General features: G+C 52.1%; 19 protein-coding genes. 6 read left to right on the plus strand and 13 right to left on the minus strand.

The features are described 5' to 3' along the window. The first annotated feature begins 112 nt into the window (after positions 1–112). The gene (argA, locus tag QUF14_RS17915; protein ID WP_000237940.1) at positions 113–1,444 is read left to right on the plus strand and encodes an amino-acid N-acetyltransferase; all 1,332 of its coding nucleotides are present in this window, start codon (positions 113–115) and stop codon (positions 1,442–1,444) included. 237 nt (positions 1,445–1,681) lie between these two features. On the opposite strand, the gene recD is transcribed toward argA, so the two are convergent. From recD to ygdT, 13 genes are all read right to left on the minus strand, one after another. Further along, positions 1,682–3,508, minus strand: coding sequence for an exodeoxyribonuclease V subunit alpha (gene recD / locus QUF14_RS17920; RefSeq protein WP_000775993.1), 1,827 nt, complete (start codon positions 3,506–3,508; stop codon positions 1,682–1,684). Then, a complete protein-coding gene (recB, locus tag QUF14_RS17925) occupies positions 3,508–7,050 on the minus strand; it encodes an exodeoxyribonuclease V subunit beta (RefSeq protein WP_024212120.1) in 3,543 nt (1,180 codons plus the stop codon). Before recB ends, recD begins: the two co-directional genes overlap by 1 nt. Beyond that, entirely contained in the window at positions 7,043–9,931 is a 2,889-nt protein-coding gene (ptrA, locus tag QUF14_RS17930; protein ID WP_001138178.1) for a pitrilysin, read from the minus strand. The genes recB and ptrA overlap by 8 nt, the downstream gene beginning before the upstream one ends. A gap of 175 nt (positions 9,932–10,106) precedes the next feature. Further along, positions 10,107–13,475 (minus strand): exodeoxyribonuclease V subunit gamma, encoded by a 3,369-nt coding sequence (recC, locus tag QUF14_RS17935; protein WP_000946851.1) that lies wholly within the window; start codon positions 13,473–13,475, stop codon positions 10,107–10,109. Between the two features lie 12 nt (positions 13,476–13,487). Next, positions 13,488–13,811, minus strand: coding sequence for a prepilin-type N-terminal cleavage/methylation domain-containing protein (locus QUF14_RS17940; protein ID WP_001276462.1), 324 nt, complete (start codon positions 13,809–13,811; stop codon positions 13,488–13,490). Continuing rightward, the gene (locus QUF14_RS17945) at positions 13,796–14,203 is read right to left on the minus strand and encodes a DUF2509 family protein (protein WP_001078401.1); all 408 of its coding nucleotides are present in this window, start codon (positions 14,201–14,203) and stop codon (positions 13,796–13,798) included. The genes QUF14_RS17940 and QUF14_RS17945 overlap by 16 nt, the downstream gene beginning before the upstream one ends. Next, entirely contained in the window at positions 14,200–14,763 is a 564-nt protein-coding gene (locus tag QUF14_RS17950) for a prepilin peptidase-dependent protein (protein ID WP_001144320.1), read from the minus strand. Before QUF14_RS17950 ends, QUF14_RS17945 begins: the two co-directional genes overlap by 4 nt. Further along, positions 14,754–15,224, minus strand: coding sequence for a prepilin peptidase-dependent protein (locus QUF14_RS17955; RefSeq protein ID WP_000857046.1), 471 nt, complete (start codon positions 15,222–15,224; stop codon positions 14,754–14,756). The genes QUF14_RS17950 and QUF14_RS17955 overlap by 10 nt, the downstream gene beginning before the upstream one ends. Before the next feature lie 184 nt (positions 15,225–15,408). Continuing rightward, positions 15,409–16,203 (minus strand): thymidylate synthase, encoded by a 795-nt coding sequence (gene thyA, locus QUF14_RS17960; protein ID WP_000816232.1) that lies wholly within the window; start codon positions 16,201–16,203, stop codon positions 15,409–15,411. 6 nt (positions 16,204–16,209) lie between these two features. Then, positions 16,210–17,085: a prolipoprotein diacylglyceryl transferase gene (gene lgt / locus QUF14_RS17965; RefSeq protein WP_000204658.1), complete on the minus strand. Its 876-nt coding sequence runs from the start codon at positions 17,083–17,085 to the stop codon at positions 16,210–16,212. A gap of 150 nt (positions 17,086–17,235) precedes the next feature. Continuing rightward, on the minus strand, positions 17,236–19,482 hold the full coding sequence (ptsP, locus tag QUF14_RS17970) for a phosphoenolpyruvate--protein phosphotransferase (protein WP_000957918.1): 2,247 nt from the start codon (positions 19,480–19,482) through the stop codon (positions 17,236–17,238). A gap of 12 nt (positions 19,483–19,494) precedes the next feature. Continuing rightward, a complete protein-coding gene (rppH, locus tag QUF14_RS17975; RefSeq protein ID WP_000564486.1) occupies positions 19,495–20,025 on the minus strand; it encodes an RNA pyrophosphohydrolase in 531 nt (176 codons plus the stop codon). 352 nt (positions 20,026–20,377) lie between these two features. After that, entirely contained in the window at positions 20,378–20,524 is a 147-nt protein-coding gene (ygdT, locus tag QUF14_RS17980; RefSeq protein WP_269218580.1) for a protein YgdT, read from the minus strand. Positions 20,525–20,709: 185 nt separating this feature from the next. Here ygdT and mutH point away from each other — a divergent pair, with 185 nt between their 5' ends. From mutH to QUF14_RS18005, 5 genes are all read left to right on the plus strand, one after another. Then, the gene (gene mutH / locus QUF14_RS17985) at positions 20,710–21,399 is read left to right on the plus strand and encodes a DNA mismatch repair endonuclease MutH (protein ID WP_000082189.1); all 690 of its coding nucleotides are present in this window, start codon (positions 20,710–20,712) and stop codon (positions 21,397–21,399) included. A gap of 68 nt (positions 21,400–21,467) precedes the next feature. Beyond that, the gene (locus tag QUF14_RS17990) at positions 21,468–22,181 is read left to right on the plus strand and encodes a TerC family protein (protein ID WP_000895624.1); all 714 of its coding nucleotides are present in this window, start codon (positions 21,468–21,470) and stop codon (positions 22,179–22,181) included. A 137-nt stretch (positions 22,182–22,318) separates the two neighbouring features. After that, the gene (ygdR, locus tag QUF14_RS17995) at positions 22,319–22,537 is read left to right on the plus strand and encodes a lipoprotein YgdR (RefSeq protein WP_000758655.1); all 219 of its coding nucleotides are present in this window, start codon (positions 22,319–22,321) and stop codon (positions 22,535–22,537) included. A gap of 107 nt (positions 22,538–22,644) precedes the next feature. Next, positions 22,645–23,685: an NADP(H)-dependent aldo-keto reductase gene (locus tag QUF14_RS18000; protein WP_001199299.1), complete on the plus strand. Its 1,041-nt coding sequence runs from the start codon at positions 22,645–22,647 to the stop codon at positions 23,683–23,685. A 157-nt stretch (positions 23,686–23,842) separates the two neighbouring features. After that, positions 23,843–25,498 (plus strand): DUF4139 domain-containing protein, encoded by a 1,656-nt coding sequence (locus QUF14_RS18005; RefSeq protein WP_000904521.1) that lies wholly within the window; start codon positions 23,843–23,845, stop codon positions 25,496–25,498. Positions 25,499–25,518 lie beyond the last annotated feature (20 nt).

The raw sequence follows: 25,518 nt of genomic DNA on the forward strand, positions 1-25,518 counted from the left end.
TCACGGCATTACTGATAAAAAAGTTGCTCATGCGTAAAATTTGCACTTGCACCCAGTGAAAAAACAGAATAAAAATACAATAATTACGAATAATCATGCAAAGAGGTGTGCCGTGGTGAAGGAACGTAAAACCGAGTTGGTCGAGGGATTCCGCCATTCGGTTCCTTATATCAATACCCACCGGGGAAAAACGTTTGTCATCATGCTCGGCGGTGAAGCCATTGAGCATGAGAATTTCTCCAGTATCGTTAATGATATCGGGTTGCTGCACAGCCTCGGCATCCGTCTGGTCGTGGTCTATGGAGCGCGCCCGCAGATCGATGCGAATCTGGCAGCGCATCACCACGAACCGCTATATCACAAAAATATACGCGTGACCGACGCCAAAACACTAGAACTGGTGAAGCAGGCTGCGGGAACATTGCAACTGGACATTACTGCTCGCCTGTCGATGAGTCTCAATAACACGCCGCTGCAGGGCGCGCATATCAACGTCGTCAGTGGCAATTTTATTATTGCCCAGCCGCTGGGCGTGGATGACGGTGTGGATTACTGCCATAGCGGGCGTATCCGGCGGATTGACGAAGATGCGATTCATCGTCAACTGGACAGCGGTGCGATAGTGCTGCTGGGGCCGGTCGCGGTTTCAGTCACTGGCGAGAGCTTTAATCTGACCTCGGAAGAGATCGCCACTCAACTGGCCATCAAACTGAAAGCTGAAAAGATGATTGGTTTTTGCTCTTCACAGGGCGTCACTAATGACGACGGCGATATTGTCTCCGAGCTTTTCCCTAACGAAGCACAAGCGCGGGTAGAAGCTCAGGAAGAGAAAGGCGATTACAACTCCGGTACGGTGCGCTTTTTGCGTGGTGCGGTGAAAGCCTGCCGCAGCGGCGTACGTCGCTGTCATTTAATTAGTTACCAGGAAGATGGCGCGCTGTTGCAAGAGTTGTTCTCACGTGACGGTATCGGTACGCAGATTGTGATGGAAAGCGCCGAGCAAATTCGTCGCGCAACAATCAACGATATTGGCGGCATTCTGGAGTTGATTCGCCCACTGGAGCAGCAAGGTATTCTGGTACGCCGTTCTCGCGAGCAACTGGAGATGGAAATCGACAAATTCACCATTATTCAGCGCGATAACACGACTATTGCCTGCGCAGCACTCTATCCGTTCCCGGAAGAGAAGATTGGGGAAATGGCCTGTGTGGCCGTTCACCCGGATTACCGCAGCTCATCAAGGGGCGAGGTTTTGCTGGAGCGCATTGCCGCTCAGGCGAAGCAAAGCGGATTAAGCAAATTGTTTGTACTGACCACGCGCAGTATTCACTGGTTCCAGGAACGTGGATTTACCCCGGTGGATATTGATTTACTGCCCGAGAGCAAAAAGCAGTTGTACAACTACCAGCGTAAATCCAAAGTGTTGATGGCGGATTTGGGGTAAGTGGTGGAAATCGCCAGATGCGACATGCGCAATGCCTGGAGGCATGATAAACACGCTAGCATCGCATCAGGTATTGACGCTCATCGTCGGATGCGGCGTGAACGCCTTATCCGACCTACATCAAATCAAAGGTGTTGATGGCGGATTTAGGGTAAGCGACGGAAATCGCCAGATGCGCATATGCGCAATGCCCGGAGGCATGACAGGACGCGCATGCGTCGCATCAGGCAATCACGTTTATTCCCGCGAACTAAACAACGCCGCCAGACCACTGCGCCGCTCAGTACGAGTGGCGATTGCCGCACTTAATATGCGCTCATCGGCATACAACGACAGACGGCGACGCGCGCGGGTCACCGCAGTGTAAACCAGCTCTCGCGTTACAACTGGCGTGCGTTGGTTCGGTAAAATCAACGCCGCATGGTCAAACTCCGATCCCTGCGATTTATGTACCGTCATCGCCCACGTGGTTTCGTGTTCTGGCAGGCGGCTCGGTTGCACAGACTTAATATTGCCATCCGGCATCGCAAACCAGACGCGCGTCCCCTGCCCGCGATCCAGCGCAATACCGATATCGCCATTAAACAACCCAAGCGCGCTGTCATTACGGGCAATCATCACTGGTCGGCCTTCGTACCAACGAGAGTGCGGATGACGATGAATTTTGCGCTTCTGTTGCATAAACTGCTCAATTCGCTCATTCAGTCCAGCCACGCCAAACGGCCCTTCCCGCAGGGCGCACAAAAGCTGGTACTCATTGAACGCCTGAATGATTAAATCCGGCTCGGCACGCGCTTGCAGCAGATCCAGATAACGCCCGTAACCCGCAAGAGCCTCCTCAAGCATCGCAATATAGTCTTCGCCGCTCTGTAAAAGCCGTTTTTCGATATCAGTAAAATCCTGCTGAAAAACGGTTTTCACTGCCGTTTTATCACCACGGTTGATCGCCGCAGCTAACTGACCAATGCCAGAATCGCTGCCGAAACGATAGCTTTTTTGCAGCAGGCAGAGACTGTCGCGCAAAGATGCCGCTTCTGTGCCAGTTCCTGACGGAACATGACTTCCCGTCAGACGACTTAATTGCCCGGCACGCTCGGCGGTAAAGCCTGCGTTGGCATAAGCGCAGATATCGCCCAGCACAGCTCCAGCCTCAACCGAGGCCAGTTGATCGCGATCACCGAGGAAGATCACTCTGGCATGATCGGGCAACGCATCGATCAGGCGCGACATCATGGGGAGATCGATCATTGACGCTTCATCCACCACCAGCACATCAAGATGCAGCGGGTTACCGGCATGATGGCGTAAACGCTGGCTACCTGGCTGCGCGCCCAGGAGACGGTGCAAGGTGCTGGCGTCTTCCGGTATGCGTTTCTTTTGTTCATCGGTCAGCGGTAACTGGCGCAAAGCTTTGCCAAGCGATTCGGTTAAGCGCGCGGCAGCTTTCCCCGTTGGCGCAGCCAGGCGGATACGGCAGCGTTCGCCGTCTGCCATTTGAATTAACGCTGCCAGCAACTTCGCTACGGTGGTCGTTTTACCGGTGCCAGGGCCGCCGGAAATCACCGAGATCCGCCGCGTCAGCGCCACTGCCGCCGCCACTTTTTGCCAGTTAATTTCATCGCTTACTGGAAAAAGTTTGTCCAGGGTTTGCGCCAGTAGAGCTTCATCAACCTCAATGGCATGATTCACTTCGTTGAAAAAGCGTGCCACTGTGCGCTCGTTACACCACATGCGATTCAAATAAAGACGATCACCACAGAGGATCATCGGCGTTGGTTCATCTCCCCGGCTGACCGCTTGTGAAGCCAGCAAGCATTCTTCCCAATTTTGTAACTCACCGATTTCGCTGACGAAGGTTGCTAACAGCGGATGTGACTCCTCGTTATTTTCCAGTCGTGAGAGCGGTAAACAGACATGCCCTTCCCCGGCGTCGTGGCTTAACAGGGCTGCCGCGAGGGTGACGGCAGGATGTTCATCTCCCGCCACGGTCAGGGCAAATTGCACATCCAGCGGGCGTAGCTGTTTGTGCTCCACAGCTTCCAGTAATTGCTTTTGCAATTTCATTACGCCTCCTCCAGGGTCATACCGGCAAACATCTCATCCATCAGGTCAATCAACCCGGCGTTGGGTCGGGTTGTGTAAATCCCTTGTTGCGGATGTTCTTTATCAACGCCACGCAGGAACAGATAGATAACGCCGCCAAAGTGACGATCATAGTCGTAATCAGCAATGCGATGGCGCAGATAACGATGCAGCGCCAGGGTATAAAGCTGATATTGCAGATCATAGCGGTGTGCCTGCATCGCCGCTGCCATAGCCTGTTGGGTATAAGCCGAACTGTCTTCACCCAGCCAGTTGGATTTATAGTCGAGCAGGTAATAACGCCCTTCGTGGCGGAATACCAGGTCGATAAAGCCTTTTAACATGCCGCGTACCTGCATGAACTCCAGCGGCGGGCAGCCAGCGGATAGCGGATCAAACTGGCGAATTAGTGCATCAAGCTGGCTGGCGATGAGCGGTTCACTAATCGGCAGGTAAAACTCCATCTCCACCTGTTTATCGCGGTCGGAAAGCTGATTCAGGCTAACACCCGTTTCATTGAGAGGTGCCTGGAGGACAGCCGTGATCCACTCGGTCAATACTGGTTCCCACTGCGATTCAAAGCCGCCGAGTTCCAGTTTTTCCTGTACCCAGTTCGGGTCAACCGGCTGGGTAAAATCGAGGTCTTCAAACAAACTGTGCAAGAATGTCCCTGGTGACGCACCGCGCGGGAACTGATGCGGTGTTAACGTCGGTTCTTCAACGACGCTGACCACGCCTGCGGCATCAACATCCAGCCGTGGCATCAGATCCTGAGCGATACCGTGACCACGCTGCTGCAAACCTGAATAGCTGGTGACGCGCCAGTTATCGCCAGGCAATCGTTGTAGCATCTTCGCATTCAGTTCTGCTGTAAAAACATCATTAAACTGCCAGGGCTGGTTATCACCCGTTTGTGCCGTTTGCCAGGCAATATCCTCATCGCACAACGCTTCAATACAGGTGCGAAGCCCTGCCGCATCTTGCGGTTCCCCTTTTTGCAGCAAACGCCCGAGCGCACTTTGGTGGACGTCGGTGTCACCTTTTTTATCGCCACGACGGCGCACCAGCGGTGCAACGCCGAGACTGCAATGCCAAACCGAACGCGTCAGCGCCACGTAAAGCAAACGCAGATCTTCCGCCAGACGTTCGGCCTCCGCGAGGTCGACGCTTTCTGGCGCAGCATTAAGATCCAGAACAGCCTCAAACGAGTGGCGATCGTGATAAAACGCCTGATCCTGGACGCGGAAATTGGTGATAAACGGCAGCCAGACCAATGGATATTCCAGCCCTTTCGATTTGTGGATCGTGACAATCTGCACCAGATGTTTATCACTTTCGAGACGCATTTGTTGGCTGGAGGCATTACTGTCTGGCTCGAGGATATGTTGCGATAACCAGCGTACCAGCGCATGTTCACTTTCCAGCTGCGTTCCGGCTTCTTGTAGCAGTTCGCTGATATGCAAAATGTCTGTAAGCCGTCGCTCTCCGCCTGCCGTAGCCAACAGGTTTTCTGCAATGTTACGCGCCGACATTAGCGCCCGCAGCATCGGCATAACGCCACGTTTGCGCCAGATTTGCCGATAACCATCGAACTCTTCGACTACCGCATCCCACGCGTGTTCGTCATTGTTCAGCGTTTCAATATCCAGCGCATTCAGCCCCATCATTGACGTTGCCAGCGCACTGCGCAGGGTGTTCTCACGTTCGGGCGTCATCACAGCCTGCAACAGCCAAAGCATCTCCTGCGCTTCCAGAGTTTCAAAAACACTGTCGCGGTTCGAAAGGTAAACGGAAGGGATTTCCAGCAGCGTTAAGGCATCGCGCACTTGGGCGGCCTCCTGGCGGCTGCGCACCAGCACACTGATGTCCGAAGCACGCACCGGACGCGCGTAGTCGCCGTTCATCAGCAACGCTTCGCCCCGCTGTCCGGCTTGTAGCCAGTCGCGGATTTGCGCAGCACATACCTGCGCCATGGTACTTTGATAGTCGCCAACGCCGCAGCTTTCGCCTTCCATCAGCCACATTTTCATCGCAGGCTGCGTTTCACCTTTAAACACAAAACGTAACGCCTGATTTTTCCCGGCTGATTTCACTGGAATAAACGGTATTTCGCGAAACATGAACGCGTCATCAGTCTGACTGAAAAGCTTATTCACGCTGTTCACCATCCCTGGTGAGGAGCGCCAGTTGGTATCTAAGGTGTAGTGGGCGTGAACTTCGCTACGCGCCTTCATATAAGTGAAGATATCCGCACCCCGGAATGCATATATGGCCTGTTTCGGGTCGCCAATCAGCAACAAAGCGGTTTCCGGCTGATGGTGCCAGATACGTCGAAAAATTCGGTACTGCTGGGGGTCGGTATCCTGAAATTCATCAATCATTGCCACCGGGAATCGCGTACGGATCGCCGCTGCCAACACCTCGCCGCTTTCGCTACGCAGCGCGGAATCGAGCCGACTTAACATGTCATCAAAACCCAATTCGCCACGGCGGCGTTTTTCACGCGCTACTGTTTCGCGGATCTCAGCCAATGCGCGGGTGATCACCAGATCACGGATCGACAATGGTTCTGCAAGCAGTTGATCGATCGCCTCAAACAGTGGATGTCGCGGGGTTTCCCCCCCGGCTTTCGTGCGATCTTCTAAGAAACGCTGAGAGAATTTTTCCAGCGACTCCGGTAACTGATAACTGTTGGTCTCTTCTTCTGCCCAGGCACTGATCTTCTCGATCCATTTAGCCTGATTGCTACGGTTAAACTTGCGTCGATCAATACCAGAAGATTCGATCAGCGCATCCAGTTCACCCACTGCGTCGCGCCACTGCTGTTTTACCGTATCAATACGCGCCACAATTTGCGCGTGGCGGGAAGCCAGCGTTTCATCATCGGGCGGCGGTGCTTTGATAACCGGTGCTTCGCCTTGCAGATAACGATTAATATCGCGCAGCAACGCCTGCGGTCCTTTCCAGGTTTCAAAGACCACCTGGGCAATTTCACGCGGCAGCGGGTAGCAGTGGCGACGCCAGAAATCGGCGCAGGCCTGGTAGCGTAGCAGAGACTCATCTTCAATCAGCTGCTGCTCAAACAGCATGCCGGATTCAAAGGCATTCAAGTTGAGCATGCGCTGGCAAAAACCGTGAATAGTAAAGACTGCCGCTTCATCCATCTGCCGTTCGGCTAACAACAACCACTGCGCGGCTTGCGCTTTATCGTCGATCTCTTCCAGCAGGCGTTCGTACAGTGGATTGTCGGTGGTTTCACGCAGACAGGCGATGCGCAACTCGTGGATATTGCTACGGATACGACCGCGCAATTCTGCCGTGGCAGCCTCGGTAAAGGTCACCACCAGCAGTTCTTCAACGGTCAGCGGGCGGGGAAAGGCGGCAGAACCGCCTAGTCCAAGTAACAGGCGCAAATAGAGCGCCGCAATCGTAAAGGTTTTGCCTGTGCCGGCAGAGGCTTCAATCAGGCGCTCGCCCTGTAAGGGCAAGCGCAAAGGATCTAGTGTCTCGGCGACATCACTCATTCTTTTCACTCATCAGGGGCATTGTTTGCTGCAACGCGCTGACGTTCTCCCACACTTTCCAACCTTCAGGATGCACATATTCGGCTTTCCCGTTCTGGCTGCCGGAAATCTGCGACAGAATAGCCATGCCTTGCGGCTCGACCACCGCCTGATGGAAGAAATCAGCAAGTTTTTGCGGCGTCAGCAGTTTTATCTGGGCCACGATTTTATCACGCGAATCGAAGCGCATATTGCCGCGATCGAAATCTTTACTTAACTTCGATGCTTCTTCGCCGAGCGTTTGCGGTGCCTGCAGCATCTGGGTTATTACCGCCTGCTGGATTTGCGCAAACTCTTCTGGCTTCATCGTCCGCAATTTTGCCTCTGCGGTTGGGAAAAACGCCTTGTAACGCTCCCACAAGAATGAAGGCTGTTTATCATTGCTTTGCAACAGGAAGCCCATGCCCCACTGACGTCCCACGCTCATTGGAAACGCAAACACGGCATAGCCCAACTGTTCTTCGGTACGCAACTGATTGTAGAACCACGGCTGTACGATCTGCCCCAGCAGAGAGCTATAGGCTGAGCTGGTGTATTCATCGTAGCCAGTCGGTACAAATACCGCTGCCAGTGCGGAGTCGGTGCTGTTACCGGCTTTTTCAAAGATGACGGATTGTTTTTTATCGACCACGACATCTTTGTTACGACACCACTCCGAACCATCAGCGCCCAACTGTTTTTGCACATCGCGTGCCAGCGTTGTTGCCTGGGCTTCGGTCATGTTGCCAATAACCATAAACTCTGGTCGAGCCCCTGATTTTAAGGCGTCGCGATAGGCCAGCACCTCTTTCAAAGTGATTGAAGACAAAATTTTGCGCCGTTCATCTCGCGAGAAGTACGGCACTTGCGAGAGCATCTGCGCGGGCATAATCGCCTGCTCGAACGCTTTGCCCTTTTCTGCGGAATCCATCATCTGGTTATACCAGGACTTCGCCTGCTCAAGCTGATCTTCCGTAGCGGTATAGCTAAAGTAGCCCTCCAGCAGAGCCTGGAACAGCTGCGGCAGGCGCTGGGTGTAACCATTGGCATTAACCATAAGGCCGTTGTTAGCATTGGTGGAAAAACTTATGCCACCAACCGACGCCTGGTTGCTTAACTGATCAAGCGCCAGTCCGGCAAGATAATCATTGAGCGCAAACATCACCTGATTGCGGGCGCTGTCCATGGCTTTCGGGTTACGCAAAATCAGGCTAACATCAGCTTTTGGTTCGCTGGCAAAATAACGGCTTGGCGCATACACCACGCGCAGATTCGACTCATCAACAATCAGCTCTGGATGGTCGTATTTCTTCTCTGACTTAATCAGCGAGAAATCGTCAGGAATATAAGGGTTAAGCTCCGGTAAGGAGAGCGCAATATTGGCGGCTTTTTTCTGCCAGTCAGCGAAAGTTTGTGGGCTGATTTTATCTACCTGATACGGCGCATCGACAAAGTAAGCCGTTTTGTTGTGCGGCTCTTTCGGGCTGATATACCAGATACGCGCATTCTGCGGCGTCATCATCGCCAGGCGTTCTTTTACTGCTTTAGCATCGTACCGATCGGCAATATTGACTGCATCCAGCGTATGCTCAACAGGAACGCGAATCATGGTATCTGCCAGCCATTCGACGTAATCCATATCACGGGTGATTGACGGATAACGAAAGTCGATATCCAGTACATTGGCCAGTTCATCAAAATATTGTTTATCAATACCTTTTTCACGCAACAGATTGAGATAGCTGAATATTGCCGCCACAACCTGATCGCGATTAGCCAGACCTTTATCGGTTAAAGACGCAGAGATGGCTAATACGCCGCTGTTGCCGTTGACAATAGGATCGGAGTTGGCGCTAATGCCCTCAACTAATCCCTGCTTTTGCAGCCAGTCAGAAAGTGTACCTGGGCTGCGATTACCAATCAGATAGGTAATCAATTCATCCGTTTTACTACGGAACTTCGCTGAATTGTTATCGATGCGAAACTCAACGCGCAGAACTTTACGCGGCAGCGCCGGGACGTAATGAATGATAATGCCCTTTTGCGCGTCGGTGACTACCGGCACGGTGATTTCCGGTTTTTTGCTCTCTTTGTTCGGCACGCGACCAAAAGTGTCCGCCGCCATTTTTGCCAACTCCGACAACGGTTTATTGCTGTAAATAACCGCCTTCATCAGATTGGCAGAGTAATATTTCTCGTGGAAATCTTTCAGCGCCTGCTGTACCGGATTGCCGGGTTTATCGCTTAAAGTTTCGAGGTTACCACCAGAAAACTTTGAACCTGGGTGTGCCGGGTTAATGGTTTCTGCGCTGACCTGTGCCATGCGCATCCCATCACGCGTACGCGCCATGGTTAATTCAGCGTTCACCGCATTACGCTCACGTTCGGCGTATTTCTTGTCGAGCAAGGGTTCAGCAATAGCATCGGCCAGGCGGTCTACCGCACCGGGTAAGGCGTCGTTCTCAACTTCCAGATAGAAAGCCGTGCGATACGGTGCCGTGCTGGCATTGTGGCTGCCGCCGTGCATTTTGAGGTATTCAGCCAGACTGTCAGCCTGCGGGTACTTTTTCGAACCCATCAGACTCATATGTTCAAGGTAATGTGCCAGCCCCTGGTACGCCTCGGGATCTTCCAGCGACCCAACGGGCACCACCAGCGCCGAGAGCGATTTAACCGCCTGCGGGTCAGAAACCAGCAAAACCACCATACCGTTATCCAGACGTATAGCCTGATACTGACGGTTATCTTTATCACTTTTACGGATGGTTTCCTGAATCGGCTGCCATCCCGTTTCTGCCTGACTTAAGGGTGCCCAAAGGGCAACAAACAACAATAATGCTTTGAACCAGGTGCTGCGGGGCATTCACGGACCTCATTATCAACTTTATTTTCTAACCAGATTCAATACGTTAACGAAAATTATCCGGCAGAATTTAATCTTGTGCTGCACGAGTCAGCCTATGTCTATATAACCATCAGTCCGTGACTGGTGCGCATCATAAAGTAAGCAGATGAATTGCGCAATTTTTATACAGCACTCATGACTGATTAAAGCGAAACAGCGGTAACAGGAAACGTTGCGACTGTTCAACGATGGCTTCCATTGTCTCTGGTGTTAATTGCCGCCAGAGCCGTTGATACCAGATATCATCACCTTCTCCACGCACCATCATGTTGCCTTCGTAAGCCTGAAGGAATTTCGTACGGGCTTTCTGCAACGTGGAATCGTCATCCAGCATGGCATCGTTTTGCGCGTCATAACAGGTTTTTAGCCACGCGCCGCCACTTTCAGGTAACACCAGCAGCGGCGTGGACATCCCTTCACGATACCCCTCAATCAGTTCTGAGAGGTAATGTAAAGCCTGTTCGGCTGCAAGCGGCGGAAAACGCCACTCGCCGTCTTTGCGTAGAAAAAGGCGACTTTCACCATTACCACCGCTGGCACAGTAGACAAGGTGTTCCAGCCAAAGTTGCATTCCCTGCGCCACACTTAATAAAGAGGGACGCCAGCGTAACAGGCCATCCGGCTGCACCTGCGGCAACCAACCCGTTATTTGCACACCGTTGCAGGCGAGATCAATTTCCATACTTTGCCCCGGTTGGCGACAGGCAATGACTCTGTCGGCAAGCTGCTGCATCTCCTGGCACTGTGTTTCCCAGAAAATTTCACCAAAAGCGCCATACGGTAAATCTCCTGCCGCCCGGAAGCGACGGAACAAGCGTTCGGCATCATCCTGCTCAACCAGTGCATTCAATAACTGCTGATTGATTTGATAACGGCTAAGCCCTTCCAGAATAAATGGCTCGGTGTCGGGGATTTCGCTGTCTTCGGTACGGAAGTTCACCTGCAAACGCATCTGGAAAAATGCCCGCACCGGATGTGCCCAGAATCGTTGTAGCGTTTCCAGCGGCACGGTTTCCGGTAAGGTAAACGGCAGCGGCTGAACAAATTCAGAATGTGCTTTACCAGCCTGGCTGGCCGCAGGTAGCCATTCACGAGCATAACTTTGTCGTTCGCCTGGCTGGTAGTTTTGCGGATCAAACGGCATTCGGGTATGGAGGCAAGTAAGATGCGCTTTTACCCTTGCCTCGCTTTCATCACAGTTGAGCGCTTCATCGCCCGGTAGATAATGGCTTTGCCCGATGTAGTCGATCAGTTCCTGCACCAGTACCGACGGGAAACGTTCACTGTTATCCTGAATGGAACGCCCGATATAGCTGATATAGAGTTTTTGCTGCGCGGAAATTAACGCTTCCAGGAACAGATAGCGGTCGTCATCGCGACGGCTACGGTCGCCACGCTTCGGTTTCTGACTCATCAGGTCAAAGCCCAATGGCGCAAGCTGGCGTGGGTAAACGCCGTCGTTCATTCCCAGCAGGCACACCACTCTGAATGGGATGGAACGCATTGGCATCAGAGTACAAATGTTAACCGGCCCGGCGAGAAAACGCTGGCTGATACGTTCCTGATCCAGACGTTGTGCCAGTTCATCACGCAATAGTGACAACGGCACCGCGTCGCCATACTGCGCACCTAAACCTTCGGCGATAATCGCCTGCCATTGTTGTTCGATCAGCGTCATCGCCGCTTCGGTTTCCGCATCCGGCAGGAAGAAGGCGTTGAGCATATCGCGACAAACCGGTAACCACTCTTCCAGCGGACGCTCCTGCGCCAGCCCGCGACGCCAGATGTTTAGCTGCATTAGCAGTGAAGCCAGGTGCCCCACCAGTTCTGCAATTAAGCCACTCGATTCATCATAAGGCAGAACCGATTGCCACTCGCCCTGCGCGCTCTCCATCGCGTAGCCCAGCAACATGCGCGTCAGGCCAAACCGCCAGGTGTGTTGACCGGTGGCGGGGAGTTCCAACTCGCGAACGTTATCGTCATCTATCCCCCAACGAATTCCGGACTCGTTGACCCACTGACGTAAATAACGCAGCCCTTCTTCGGTGATGTCAAACCGCGCCGCCAGCACCGGCACATCCAGTAATGCCAGCACGTCTTCCGACACAAATCGGCTGTCAGGCAGTGATAACAGGCTGATAAACGCTTCCAGTACCGGATGTGACTGCCGCGCCCGACGATCGGAAATGGCGTATGGCAGGTAACGATCCGCAGGTGCGCTACCAAACACTGCCTGAATAAACGGACTGTAGCTGTCGATATCAGCCACCATCACGATGATGTCGCGCGGAGTCAGTGTCGGGTCTTCCTCCAGCATCGCCAGCAAGCGATCGTGTAAAACTTCAACTTCACGCTGCGGGCTATGGCAAACGTGGAAGGTGATACTGCTATCCAGTGGATCAAGAGGGCGTTTGTTATCGCTACGGGAAAACTCTTCGATGTTCACACCCGCAACGGCGCGGTTCTCCAGTTCCAGAATGTCAGACTGAATGTTATGCAGCAGGTTATCTGGCGTCACATCGACAAAAGCGTCCAGCTCCTGGCTGCTCTCCAGATCAGAAAGGAGATAAATGTAGTCGCGCCCAAGCTTGCCCCATGAGGCCAGCAGCGGGTTGCCGACATCCTGTTCACCATCGCTGTTAAAGAGCTGCCCGGCATTTTCGCTGTCGCGAAATAGCGGTAATTCGCGATCTTCAAAACTGTGTCGGCGCTGGCGAGTCAGCAGTTTCGCCAGATAAGCAGGATCTTTAATGTCGCCCCAGTAATAACGGCAGGGGTTGGTAAACAGGAGATGGATTTCAATATGTTTACCCAGCGCCTGTAGCGCCTGGAGATAAACAGGCGGTAACGCGGAAATACCGCATATAAAGACGCGCGAAGGTAACCCCGGCGGGCAGGTCGTCGCGGACTCCAGCGTTTCGATAAAGCGCTGATAGAGATTGGCGCGGTGCCAGCGCGGTTGCCCGAGTTGATGGGTATATTCCACCAGCGCCTTCCACAACGGCGCTTGCCAGGCCTGCGCCTCTCCAAGTCCTTCTACCAGATTCCCGGCTTCCCACTGTGCCAGCCAGTCCGGGCGATAGACCAGATACTGGTCAAACAGGTCCGCCGCTTTAGAGGAAAGCTGGAACAGTTTTCGCTTGTCGCTATCGTCAGTCAGATAATGCCGCAACAGGGTAAAGTCTTCGCGATCCAGCAATTGCGGCAGCAGAGTCATCAGTTTCCAGCTCATGCTCTGTTTGTTAAAGGCGCTCTCTTTGGGTATCTCCGGTAACACCCGGACGAACATATCCCAGATAAAGCTCGCTGGCAGCGGAAAATCAATGTTTGCCGCAATACCAAACTTTTGCGACAGGGTCATTTGCAGCCACTGCGCCATACCGGTACTTTGCACCAGAATCATCTCTGGTTCGAAAGGATCGTCCAGCCGTTCGCGTTCGACAATAAACTCCATCAACGCTTCCAGCACGTCCAGACGATTGGAATGGTAGACCCTTAACATAGCGGCTCCTGACTACTGACGATTCGGGCAATGCAGGCGGGTCATCTCGCCTTCTCTGCCCCCGGGTGAAACTAGCGTAACGCTGATGCTGACACATCCCGCCTGCGATGTCTGCATTCGGTTGACCTGCCAGTGGGCAGGTGGCGAATTCGCGCGCAGTTGCGTTTGCTGCCAGCCATGCCGCCAGAGCTGTTGGTACTGGTTTCTACTGGCAAGACTGTTCATTAATGTTCGCTGGAAACCCGATAACGCAGTGACAATCATCACCATCAGCACCATCGCCAACATCACCTCCGGCAGGCTAAAGCCTTGTTGATTCTTCAGGGAAGCTGACATAACGCCCTCTCTTTCAGCGGACAAAAATCGCTCCAGCCGCGTGGCGAAAAAACAATGTTTCCATCGATGACTTCGCCTGTTCGCCACAACGAAACGCCTTCATAACCGGCAATCAATAAGGCTTCATTATCTGCCAATAAACGCAGACAAACCCGGGCACCGGTGGCAGCGTACAGTAAGCACTGAACTGCGGGCTGCGTCTGCCAGGCGTGCATTTTTCCCCACTCCAGCGTCGACTGAACGATGGCCTGGCGGCGCAATGACTGACTTTCCATGCTCACGCGAGAGGCAAAACTGCGATCCTGCTGACTCATTCCTTGCAATAGCAAGCTACCCAAAACCAGCAGCATAAGGACCAGAGCCAGTGACGAAACACCCTTTTCGCGGTTCACAGGTTGAATCCTGTCACGCTATAGCTGGCATCCACCACAGTTTGTGGATCAGCCTTGCTGGCAGCATGCATATTAACCGTCAACACCGGCGAGAAACCGCTGACATCCTGTCGGGTAACCTGAAAAGTGTCGATAATGATGGCATCCGGATTAGTGACTTTATCCCAGCCCTTACCTTCACAGGATGTCGCACCGCGTAGCGTTTCCAGCACATGCTCCTTCAGACGAAATCCAATTTGGTCGGACTCTTTTACCGGTTCGCGATCCCAGATACCGTTACTGTTCGCATCCCACTGCACAATGATACAGTCCCCCTGTCCGACAATTTCCAGCCCTTCGCCGGTACAGCTGCCATGACAATAACCCGCCCTCTGGAGATGCTTCGCGACGGTAAATACCCGCAGCCAGATTTCATCTTCCAGCGCCAGCTTACGGGTGCTCGTTAAACTTTCACGCTGTAACGCAGGCAGAAAGCGTGCTGCCCCCAGCAACAATACGCTACTGATCGCCATAGCAATCAACACTTCCAGCAAAGAAAAACCTTGCTCTTTTACAGGCATCCTTCTGTTTCTCCTTGCTGACAAAGCCGGAGTCTTCCCCACGGCGAAACCACCAGCCACCACTCTCCCGTTGAGTTTTTGAAGCGAATATGTCCGGCCCAAGCGGTATTGCGCAGGCCAAAGAAAGTGAGCGAAGGTGTCAGGTCGCTCATTTCGACTTCGGGCCAGCGAGGCACAAAGACCAATGGTGAACTGCCATGACAGGTATTGGCCCCAGCCGCGGAACTCACAAGGCACCATAACGCCCCCTCCCTGATAACGCTGATACTGTGGTCGCGGTTATGCCAGTTGGCATCTTCACGTAAATAGAGCAAATAGTCCCGCGCCTGGCTGGCGGTTTGCCATAGCCGTTGCGACTGCTGCCAGTATTGCCAGCCATAGAGTCCACTTGCGCTTAGCATGACCAGAATCAGCATCGCGACCAGCGTTTCAATCAGCGTATAACCACGTTGTGTTTTCATGCCGGCAGTATGGAGCGAGGAGAAAAAAAGACGAGGGCCAGTTTCTATTTCTTCGGCGCATCTTCCGGACTATTTACGCCGTTGCAGGAGGTTGCAAAATTTCGGGAAGGCGTCGCGAAGAATTTAACGGAGGGTAAAAAAAACCGACGCACACTGGCGTCGGCTCTGGCAGGATGTTTCGTAATTAGATAGCCACCGGCGCTTTAATGCCCGGATGCGGATCGTAGCCTTCAATCTCAAAGTCTTCGAAACGGTAGTCGAAGATGGATTCAGGTTTACGTTTGATAATCAGCTTCGGCAGCGGGCGCGGTTCACGGCTTAATTGCAAATGGGTTTGATCCATATGATTGCTGTACAGGTGCGTGTCGCCACCGGTCCAGACAAAATCACCCACTTCCAGATCGCACTGCTGCGCCATCATATGTACCAGTAACGCATAGCTGGCAATGTTAAATGGCAGGCCGAGGAAGACGTCACAGGAGCGCTGATAAAGCTGGCAAGAGAGTTTGCCGTCTGCCACATAGAACTGGAAGAATGCATGGCACGGTGCCAGCGCCATTTTATCCAGTTCACCAACGTTCCACGCTGAAACAATAATGCGGCGGGAATCCGGGTCGTTTTTCAGCTGGTTCAGTACCGTAGTGATCTGGTCAATATGACGACCATCTGGCGTTGGCCAGGCACGCCACTGTTTACCATACACCGGACCGAGGTCGCCATTTTCATCGGCCCATTCGTCCCAGATGGTGACATTGTTTTCGTGTAGATAAGCAATGTTAGTGTCGCCCTGCAAGAACCACAGCAGTTCGTGGATGATGGAACGCAGGTGGCAACGTTTGGTTGTCACCAGCGGGAATCCATCCTGCAGGTTAAAACGCATCTGATGACCAAAAATGGAAAGCGTTCCGGTTCCGGTACGGTCGTTTTTCTGTGTGCCTTCGTCGAGCACTTTTTGCATCAGTTCTAAATACTGTTTCATGGTTCCTCAGGAAACGTGTTGCTGTGGGCTGCGACGATATGCCCAGACCATCATGATCACACCCGCGACAATCATCGGGATGGAAAGAATTTGCCCCATGCTGATGTACTGCACCCAGGCACCGGTAAACTGCGCGTCGGGCTGGCGGAAAAACTCAACAATGATGCGAAACGCGCCGTAGCCAATCAGGAACAAACCTGAGACAGCTCCCATTGGGCGCGGTTTACGAATATACAGGTTGAGGATAATAAACAGCACCACACCTTCCAGCAGCAGCTCGTAAAGCTGTGATGGGTGGCGCGGCAGCACACCGTAAGTGTCGAAAATGGATTGCCACTGCGGGTTGGTTTGCAGCAGCAAAATATCTTCTGTACGGGAGCCGGGGAACAGCATGGCAAACGGGAAGTTCGGGTCAACGCGGCCCCACAATTCACCGTTAATAAAGTTGCCCAGACGCCCGGCACCAAGACCAAACGGAATGAGTGGTGCGATAAAATCAGAAACCTGGAAGAAGGAACGTTTAGTACGGCGGGCGAAGATAATCATCACCACGATAACGCCAATCAGGCCGCCGTGGAAGGACATGCCGCCGTCCCAGACACGGAAAAGATACAGCGGATCGGCCATAAACTGCGGGAAGTTGTAGAACAGAACATAACCAATACGTCCACCGAGGAAGACGCCGAGGAAGCCCGCATAGAGTAAGTTTTCAACTTCATTTTTGGTCCAGCCGCTGCCCGGACGATTCGCCCGACGTGTTGCCAGCCACATTGCAAAAATGAAACCCACCAGATACATCAGGCCGTACCAGTGAAGCGCTACGGGTCCTATTGAGAAAATGACCGGATCAAACTCCGGAAAATGCAGATAGCTACTGGTCATCTGTCACCACAAGTTCTTGTTATTTCGCTGAAAGAGAACAGCGATTGAAATGCGCGCCGCAGGTTTCAGGCGCTCCAAAGGTGCGAATAATAGCACAAGGGGACCTGGCTGGTTGCCGGATACCGTTAAAAGATATGTATATGATCCGCGCTATAACCCTCCGCGAATCAACCCGCCCATGCCGCGACGCTCCATAAAGGCTGCAACCTGATGGCGAACTTCGGTCGCCAGTTGCGCTTCCAGACTACGCTGCGCAAGATTTTCTGCTTCGGCATAATCAATGCGCCGCAGCAGGTATTTTACGCGCGCTACAGAACGTCCGTTCATAGACAGATGGCGATACCCAAGCCCAATGAGGATTGCCACGCACATGGGATCGCCCGCCATTTCACCGCACAAACGGAGATCGATACCATGTATTTCCGCTTCCCGAGCGATCATCGCCAGAGCTCGTAACATTGCAGGATGAAGACTGTCATAAATGTTCGCCACCCGGGTATTGTTGCGATCAACGGCCAGGATGTATTGAGTCAGATCGTTGGTGCCAACAGAGATAAAATCGACCCGCTTTGCCAGATGCGGCAGCATAAATACCATTGACGGCACTTCAAGCATGATGCCGATACGTGGTTTGGGAATTTCGTAACCGATCATCTCCTCGACTTCACGTCCGGCACGTTCAATCAGGCGGCGTGCTTCGTCAACTTCATCGAGGCTGGTGACCATCGGCAACAGAATATTCAGGTTGCCCGTAGCGGCATTAGCACGCAGCATCGCCCGCACCTGAATCAAGAAGATCTCCGGCTGATCGAGCGTAATGCGAATCCCACGCCAACCCAGGCATGGATTCTCTTCGCTGATCGGCATGTAAGGCAGCTGCTTATCAGCTCCGACATCCAGCGTACGCAAGGTGACGGGTTTATCATTAAACATTTGCAGCATCCCCTGATACTGCGCCACCTGTTCTTCTTCCGATGGAAAACCACTTTGCAGCATGAATGGGATTTCAGTGCGATAAAGTCCTATGCCATCAATACGGCTGCCCAGTTTTTGTTCATGTTCTGGGCTTAAACCGGCATTGAGCATGACTTTAATGCGCTCGCCGCTTTTTAACTGGGCGGGTAAATTGACGTCATCTTCCGCCAGACGGCTAAGCTCAATCTCTTCACTAATTAGCCGCTGATATTCTTGCAGCAGTACCGGCTCCGGATCGACCAGCAATTCACCGCGATAACCATCGACGATCAACGTCCGACGATGCAGCACCGAAGGCTGAATATCCGCGCCCATTACGGTAGGGATCCCCAGCGCACGTACCATGATCGCAGCATGGGAGTTGGCTGCGCCATCTCGCACGACAACACCGACTAAGCGATCCTGGGGCAGCTCAGCAAGCGTTGTCGCTGACAGTTCATCTGCCACCAGAATGAAACGTTCCGGCCAGGCGTTCGGCCCTTGATTAGCGTCATCAAGATGAAACAGCAATCGCTGACCCAGCGCACGTAAATCGCCAGCCCGCTCTTTGAGATAGTTATCGCTTAGCGCGGCAAACTGTTCGGCAAATTTTTCAATGACCGTTTTTACCGCCCACTCTGCCACCGAGCCTTTATCAACCTCGGCAAACAATTCGCGACGCAGCCGGGTGTCCGAAAGCAGGTGCGAGTAAAGATCGAAAATAGCCGCCGTTTCTTTTTGTGCACCGGCGGCAAAGCGTTTGCTGTAGCGGCGAAACTCGTTTGCCGCTTCTTCCAGCGCCCCGGTCAGTCGTTCGCGTTCCAGAGCCGGATCCAGCGTTGATGCCTGATACACCTGTTCCATTAAAGGTAACGTGGCATCCTGCCAGCCTTCGGCAATTGCTACACCGGGCGCTGCCGGTAATGCACGGATTCGCGTCTGGCGATATTGCCCAAACAAGGCAGTCAACTGCGACTGAGAAAGAATCGCTGCCATCTGGGTGGCAAGCGTCACCAGGAAGGATTCTTCACTTTCGTCATACTGGCGCAACTCTCGTTGCTGTACCACCAGTACACCAAGCAACTGGCGACGTTGAATAATTGGTACGCCTAAAAACGCGCGGAAACGTTCTTCTTTTACGGAGGGGATGTATTTGAAGCTGGGGTGCTTTTGCGCATCTGCAAGGTTTATCGGTTCCGCCAGCCTGCCAACCAGGCCGACGATCCCTTCATCAAACGCAAGCGTTACAGTGCGACCGCGTGGTTTTTTCAGCCCCCGGGTCGCCATCAGGTAGTAACAACGTCGGTCATGATCGGCCAGGTAGACCGAACAGACCTCGGTATCCATCGCAAGACAGATGTCGGTAACCAGAATATTTAACGCCTCATTCAGGCGTGGTGCGCTGGCTACCTTTTCGACTATTTCGCGCAGGCGAGTGAGCATAATTGGCGTGACTTAACCTCTTTTACGTCGATAAGCAGATGCGTTTTGTGGTTTTGGCGTATTATCCTGCAGCGCCATCACAACACTCGCGAACTCTTTCATTACCCTACGGTAGACATCACGTTTAAATGACACCACCTGTCTGACCGGATACCAGTAACTTACCCATCTCCAGCCATCAAACTCTGGTGTACTGCTGGTTTGCATATTGATTTCTGCATCGCCGCTCACCAGCTGCAAGAGAAACCATTTTTGTTTTTGGCCGATACAAACCGGCTTCGTGTCCCAACGCACCAAACGTTTCGGTAATTTGTAGCGCAACCAGTTACGCGTTGAAGCAAGGATTCGAACGTCTTTGCGGCTTAATCCTACTTCTTCAAACAATTCACGGTACATCGCCTGCTCTGCGGATTCTCCGGGGTTGATTCCGCCTTGCGGAAATTGCCAGGAGTGCTGACCAAATCGCCGGGCCCACATTACCTGCCCCTGGCGATTACAAATCACGATACCTACGTTTGGGCGGTAGCCATCGTCATCAATCACCGGACTACCTCAAAATAAAGCTTTATATACGAATGATTGTTTCATACTCCATGAAGACGGTAAACCACTCTCTGCAGGGCATTACACACTAATAACAATTGAATAACTCACAGTTATGTGCAGAGTTATAAACAGAGGAAGGGGTGGATAGCCGTTTTTATTCACCTTTTCTGTGGATAGAGTTGTGAAGAACTACGGAATTACTACGGGAAAACCCGGAGCATTCTGAATAAGCCTGATATCGACATTTTAAAATAATCATTATTAGTCAATGCATTACATGTAATTTAAGTAATAAAAAGGAGTAATTCGTGACCCAGGTCACACCTCTCATTTACAGGTTGGCGAAAGATCAACCAACGCCGTATTTATCCACAGAATGTGCCACTAAGTTAAGCACTGAACCACTAAAAACTGGAGTTTCGTCGCACGTCAAGGCTGTAAATGGAAACAGTAGTGGAGGTTTTTCACAGTTATCCCAGCTTTCTGTGGATAACATGGTGTAAGATCCTGTTTATTTTCAGTGACCAGATTTGGAAAACCCGTTGCAGTGTTGCGCAACTGGATTATCCGACACCTAAAAAGCAATATAAATCAGAGAATTGAACAACGCATGTGGAAAAAGTTACACTGCGAATATTCGGCACAGAAGTGCTGTTTGTTTTTTAACCAAGGTATCATGACATGTCCCAACCTCGCCCACTGCTCTCTCCTCCCGAAACTGAAGAACAATTGTTAGCGCAAGCACAACAACTTTCTGGTTATACATTGGGAGAACTGGCGGCACTTGCTGGGCTGGTGACGCCGGAGAATTTAAAACGCGATAAGGGCTGGATTGGCGTGTTACTGGAGATCTGGCTAGGTGCCAGCGCAGGGAGTAAACCTGAGCAAGATTTTGCTGCTCTGGGCGTGGAACTTAAAACTATCCCTGTGGATAGTCTTGGTCGTCCGCTGGAAACAACATTCGTTTGTGTTGCCCCGTTAACGGGTAATAGCGGGGTGACCTGGGAAACCAGCCACGTGCGCCACAAGCTCAAACGCGTGCTGTGGATACCGGTTGAAGGCGAGCGCAGCATCCCGCTGGCGCAGCGTCGCGTAGGATCACCATTGCTATGGAGCCCGAATGAAGAGGAAGACCGGCAACTGCGCGAAGACTGGGAAGAATTAATGGATATGATTGTTCTCGGTCAGGTTGAGCGGATCACCGCTCGTCACGGGGAGTATTTACAGATACGCCCGAAAGCAGCGAATGCGAAAGCGCTTACCGAAGCCATTGGTGCCCGGGGCGAACGGATTCTGACGCTGCCGCGTGGCTTTTATTTGAAGAAGAATTTCACCAGTGCGCTACTGGCCCGTCATTTTCTGATCCGGTAGCCATCGCTTTGACCTGCCGCTTTCCGGGCATATAATTACCGCTTCATTTTTTTGGCAGGGCTTTTTAGATGTTATTTGCATGGATAACCGATCCTAACGCCTGGCTTGCGCTCGGTACGCTGACGCTGCTGGAGATCGTTCTTGGGATCGACAATATTATTTTCCTTTCTCTGGTGGTGGCAAAGCTCCCCACGGCACAACGTGCACATGCGCGCCGTCTGGGGTTGGCGGGAGCCATGGTTATGCGTCTGGCGCTGCTGGCGTCAATAGCCTGGGTAACGCGCCTGACGAATCCACTTTTTACAATATTCAGTCAGGAAATTTCCGCCCGTGATTTGATTCTGCTGCTGGGAGGTCTGTTCCTTATCTGGAAAGCCAGCAAGGAAATCCACGAATCCATCGAAGGTGAAGAAGAAGGGCTGAAAACACGCGTTTCATCATTCCTCGGCGCTATCGTGCAGATTATGCTGCTGGATATTATCTTCAGCCTCGACTCGGTGATTACCGCTGTGGGTCTGTCAGATCACCTGTTTATTATGATGGCAGCCGTGGTGATTGCCGTAGGCGTGATGATGTTTGCCGCGCGCTCGATTGGTGATTTTGTCGAACGCCATCCTTCGGTAAAAATGCTGGCGCTCTCTTTCCTGATTCTGGTGGGCTTTACCCTGATTCTGGAAAGTTTCGACATCCACGTACCGAAAGGTTACATCTACTTCGCGATGTTCTTCTCTATTGCGGTTGAAAGCCTCAACCTGATTCGCAACAAAAAGAATCCGCTCTGATACTCCGTACGCTCTCCTGCAGGAGAGCGTACTCACTCCTGTTACCCTCACAGTTTAAGATTTTCCTGCTTTCAAGATATATAACGTCGGTTTATAAAAAGACTATTATCATAGGTGGGCCAAATGAGGATAACCGGATGAAAAAATGGGCAGTAATAATTTCTGCAGTCGGACTGGCGTTTGCTGTTTCCGGGTGTTCCAGTGATTACGTCATGGCGACCAAAGATGGCCGTATGATTTTGACCGATGGAAAACCTGAAATTGATGATGATACCGGGCTGGTGAGTTATCACGATCAGCAAGGTAACGCGATGCAAATTAACCGTGATGATGTTTCGCAAATTATTGAACGTTAAAAAATAAGGTCAGCATCCGGCTGGCCTTAAGATTTTTCGCTTTCCCTTTTCCCTTCCCTCTGCCATTTTTATATTCCTTATGTCGTGATTATAAAAAGGAAACGGCTATGCAATATCACCGTATACCCCACAGTTCGCTGGAAGTCAGCACGCTGGGGCTTGGCACGATGACGTTTGGTGAACAGAACAGCGAAGCCGACGCCCACGCACAACTCGACTATGCCGTCGCTCAGGGCATTAACCTTATCGACGTTGCCGAAATGTACCCAGTGCCGCCGCGCCCCGAAACGCAAGGGTTAACCGAAACCTACGTCGGTAACTGGCTGGCAAAACATGGCAGCCGCGAAAAGTTAATTATCGCTTCCAAAGTGAGCGGACCGTCGCGCAATAATGACAAGGGCATCCGCCCGGATCAGGCGCTGGATCGGAAGAATATCCGCGAAGCTCTGCATGACAGCCTCAAGCGCCTGCAGACTGATTACCTCGATCTTTATCAGGTGCACTGGCCGCAGCGCCCAACCAACTGCTTCGGCAAACTCGGTTATAGCTGGACAGATTCTGCCCCTGCGGTTTCGCTGCTGGATACGCTGGACGCACTGGCAGAGTACCAACGCGCGGGGAAAATTCGTTATATCGGCGTATCGAATGAAACTGCATTTGGCGTAATGCGTTACCTGCATCTGGCGGACAAACACGATCTGCCGCGTATTGTCACCATTCAGAACCCCTACAGTCTGTTAAACCGCAGTTTTGAAGTGGGTCTGGCAGAAGTCAGCCAGTATGAAGGGGTTGAGCTGCTGGCCTATTCGTGTCTGGGTTTCGGCACGCTGACCGGGAAATACCTCAACGGTGCAAAACCTGCTGGCGCACGTAATACGCTCTTTAGCCGCTTCACTCGCTATAGCGGTGAGCAAACGCAAAAAGCCGTCGCGGCGTATGTTGATATCGCCAGACGTCATGGCCTGGATCCTGCTCAGATGGCGCTCGCTTTTGTACGCCGTCAACCGTTTGTTGCCAGCACTCTGCTGGGCGCAACCACGATGGAGCAGCTGAAAACTAACGTCGAAAGTTTGCATCTGGAGTTAAGCGAAGACGTATTAGCTGAAATTGAAGCGGTGCATCAGGTTTATACTTATCCGGCACCGTGATCCTTTCGCCTGGTGTTTTGCACCAGGCGTCTCTTTTCCCCACTTTTCAGAATATATTCACTACTTTTCGCCGCATCTTTCCTGACAAAGCGCAATAGACTCTTTTGGTCAACGCCAGCGCGCGTTTCAATGTCTGTGCCCATTGTTAAGGATAACCATGTTGATTTTCAAACCTATTCCCCTCGCCATGTTGCTTACCGGGTGTCTGTCCTCCGCTTGGGGGGCGCAGGTAACCCAACCGTTAACACTTAAAGACGTCACTGTTTATCTGCATGGTGCCAGCCTGCAAGGTGAAGAGATACTCAACTTACCGGCAGGTGAAAGCGAAATTATCTTTACTAATATCGCCAATTCAGTAACCGACGACAGCATCGCCATTTCTATCGATAACGGAGTGACGGTGCTTTCCTCACGTATCGCGCTAATGGAAATACAGCCGAATGCACTGCCGTCAGATATTCAGCAACAGTTAAAAGCAGCAAAGGTGGAACAGGCAAAACTGACCGCCGAGAAAAACAATATCGCGGCTCAAATTAAGGTATTAGAGGCAAATAGCACATTAACAAATAAAAGTGCCGCCGAAGTTGGCAAGTATCTGCAAATGGTGAAAGAGAAAAATGGTGAGTTATTACGAGCCGACAATGAGTTGACGCAGAAACTTGCTGATAACCAGCTTGAAATTGAAAAGCTGGAGCAACGAGAGAGTATGAGTAACGGTGATTCAGAGGCAGCCGATGATCCGCAGGTTATCATCGCTAAGGTCTATGCCCCAAAAGCCGTCACTGCGAAAGCGGTGGTGCATTATATGACCCCTGATGCTACCTGGACGCCGATCTATGATATTCACGCCACTGCCATAAACCAGCCGCTGCGTCTGGTTTACAAGGCTAATATTCGCCAGTATACGGGGTTGCCCTGGAAAGGCGTTAATCTCGTGCTCTCGACCAGTGAACCTGATACTCATCTTACGTTGCCACACCTGGAAACCCTGTATGTGGATGTTCCGGAGTATGGTGGTGTAAGCGGCTCGCTTTCAGCATCACCCGTGATGGAACAGCGTTCGGAATATTCGTCTAACCAGGATGCCTCAGAATTGCAGAAAACCCTGAAGGCAGAGATGCAAAAAACAAGGGAGCGACAAGCCGGGCGCAAGTATGTCGAACAGGCAGTGCCAGCTTCGGCTCGACCAGAAAGTTTCACTGCGCAAAATGTCCGCTATGCGCTTTCGCTGCCGTGGCAAATCGACAGCGATAATACCGCGCGCACGGTGGTCATTAAGGAAGAGTCGGTCAGCGGTAAATATCGCTTCTTTGCTATTCCGAAGATCAGTAATGACGCGTATCTCCAGGTGCAAATTAAAGAGTGGGAACAGTTAAATTTAATCCCCGGCGAAAGTCAGATCTTCTTTGGTAACAACCGTACCGGCGTGGGCTATTTGCAGCCGCCAGAAGATGGTAAGTCGCTGGATATTCAACTTAACCGCGATCCTAAGCTGATTATTCAGCGTAAAGCCGTACTCAAAAAAGAGAATGCGTTATCTATCTTTAACGACAGCGCGGTACGCAACTTCAGTTACACCCTCAATGTAAAGAACAGCTACGGCGAAGCGGTGGATATCACTCTACTCGACCAGATCCCAGTCAGTGCTAACAGTGATATTACGGTGGAAAAAATGCAATATGGCCAGGCACAGTTTGATGCGAAAACGGGTGAACTGTCCTGGACGCTGAAACTGTCAGGCAAAGAGAACGTGAGTCTGCCATTCTCATACAGCGTGAAGTATCCGAAAGGTATGCACCCTTCGGGAATGTGATCTTCACCAGATGGCTGAAT

The organism is Escherichia sp. HH091_1A, assembly GCF_030295175.1.
GTDB lineage: Bacteria > Pseudomonadota > Gammaproteobacteria > Enterobacterales > Enterobacteriaceae > Escherichia > Escherichia coli_F.

Excerpts from the sequence above, each read along its gene's own strand:
- recD (WP_000775993.1), bottom strand. The coding sequence starts at position 3,508 with ATGAAATTGCAAAAGCAATTACTGGAAGCTGTGGAGCACAAACAGCTA.
- recB (WP_024212120.1), bottom strand. The coding sequence starts at position 7,050 with ATGAGTGATGTCGCCGAGACACTAGATCCTTTGCGCTTGCCCTTACAG.
- ptrA (WP_001138178.1), bottom strand. The coding sequence starts at position 9,931 with ATGCCCCGCAGCACCTGGTTCAAAGCATTATTGTTGTTTGTTGCCCTT.
- recC (WP_000946851.1), bottom strand. The coding sequence starts at position 13,475 with ATGTTAAGGGTCTACCATTCCAATCGTCTGGACGTGCTGGAAGCGTTG.
- QUF14_RS17940 (WP_001276462.1), bottom strand. The coding sequence starts at position 13,811 with ATGTCAGCTTCCCTGAAGAATCAACAAGGCTTTAGCCTGCCGGAGGTG.
- QUF14_RS17950 (WP_001144320.1), bottom strand. The coding sequence starts at position 14,763 with ATGCCTGTAAAAGAGCAAGGTTTTTCTTTGCTGGAAGTGTTGATTGCT.
- QUF14_RS17955 (WP_000857046.1), bottom strand. The coding sequence starts at position 15,224 with ATGAAAACACAACGTGGTTATACGCTGATTGAAACGCTGGTCGCGATG.
- thyA (WP_000816232.1), bottom strand. The coding sequence starts at position 16,203 with ATGAAACAGTATTTAGAACTGATGCAAAAAGTGCTCGACGAAGGCACA.
- lgt (WP_000204658.1), bottom strand. The coding sequence starts at position 17,085 with ATGACCAGTAGCTATCTGCATTTTCCGGAGTTTGATCCGGTCATTTTC.
- ptsP (WP_000957918.1), bottom strand. The coding sequence starts at position 19,482 with ATGCTCACTCGCCTGCGCGAAATAGTCGAAAAGGTAGCCAGCGCACCA.
- ygdT (WP_269218580.1), bottom strand. The coding sequence starts at position 20,524 with ATGTTATCCACAGAAAGCTGGGATAACTGTGAAAAACCTCCACTACTG.
- mutH (WP_000082189.1), top strand. The coding sequence starts at position 20,710 with ATGTCCCAACCTCGCCCACTGCTCTCTCCTCCCGAAACTGAAGAACAA.
- QUF14_RS17990 (WP_000895624.1), top strand. The coding sequence starts at position 21,468 with ATGTTATTTGCATGGATAACCGATCCTAACGCCTGGCTTGCGCTCGGT.
- ygdR (WP_000758655.1), top strand. The coding sequence starts at position 22,319 with ATGAAAAAATGGGCAGTAATAATTTCTGCAGTCGGACTGGCGTTTGCT.
- QUF14_RS18000 (WP_001199299.1), top strand. The coding sequence starts at position 22,645 with ATGCAATATCACCGTATACCCCACAGTTCGCTGGAAGTCAGCACGCTG.
- QUF14_RS18005 (WP_000904521.1), top strand. The coding sequence starts at position 23,843 with ATGTTGATTTTCAAACCTATTCCCCTCGCCATGTTGCTTACCGGGTGT.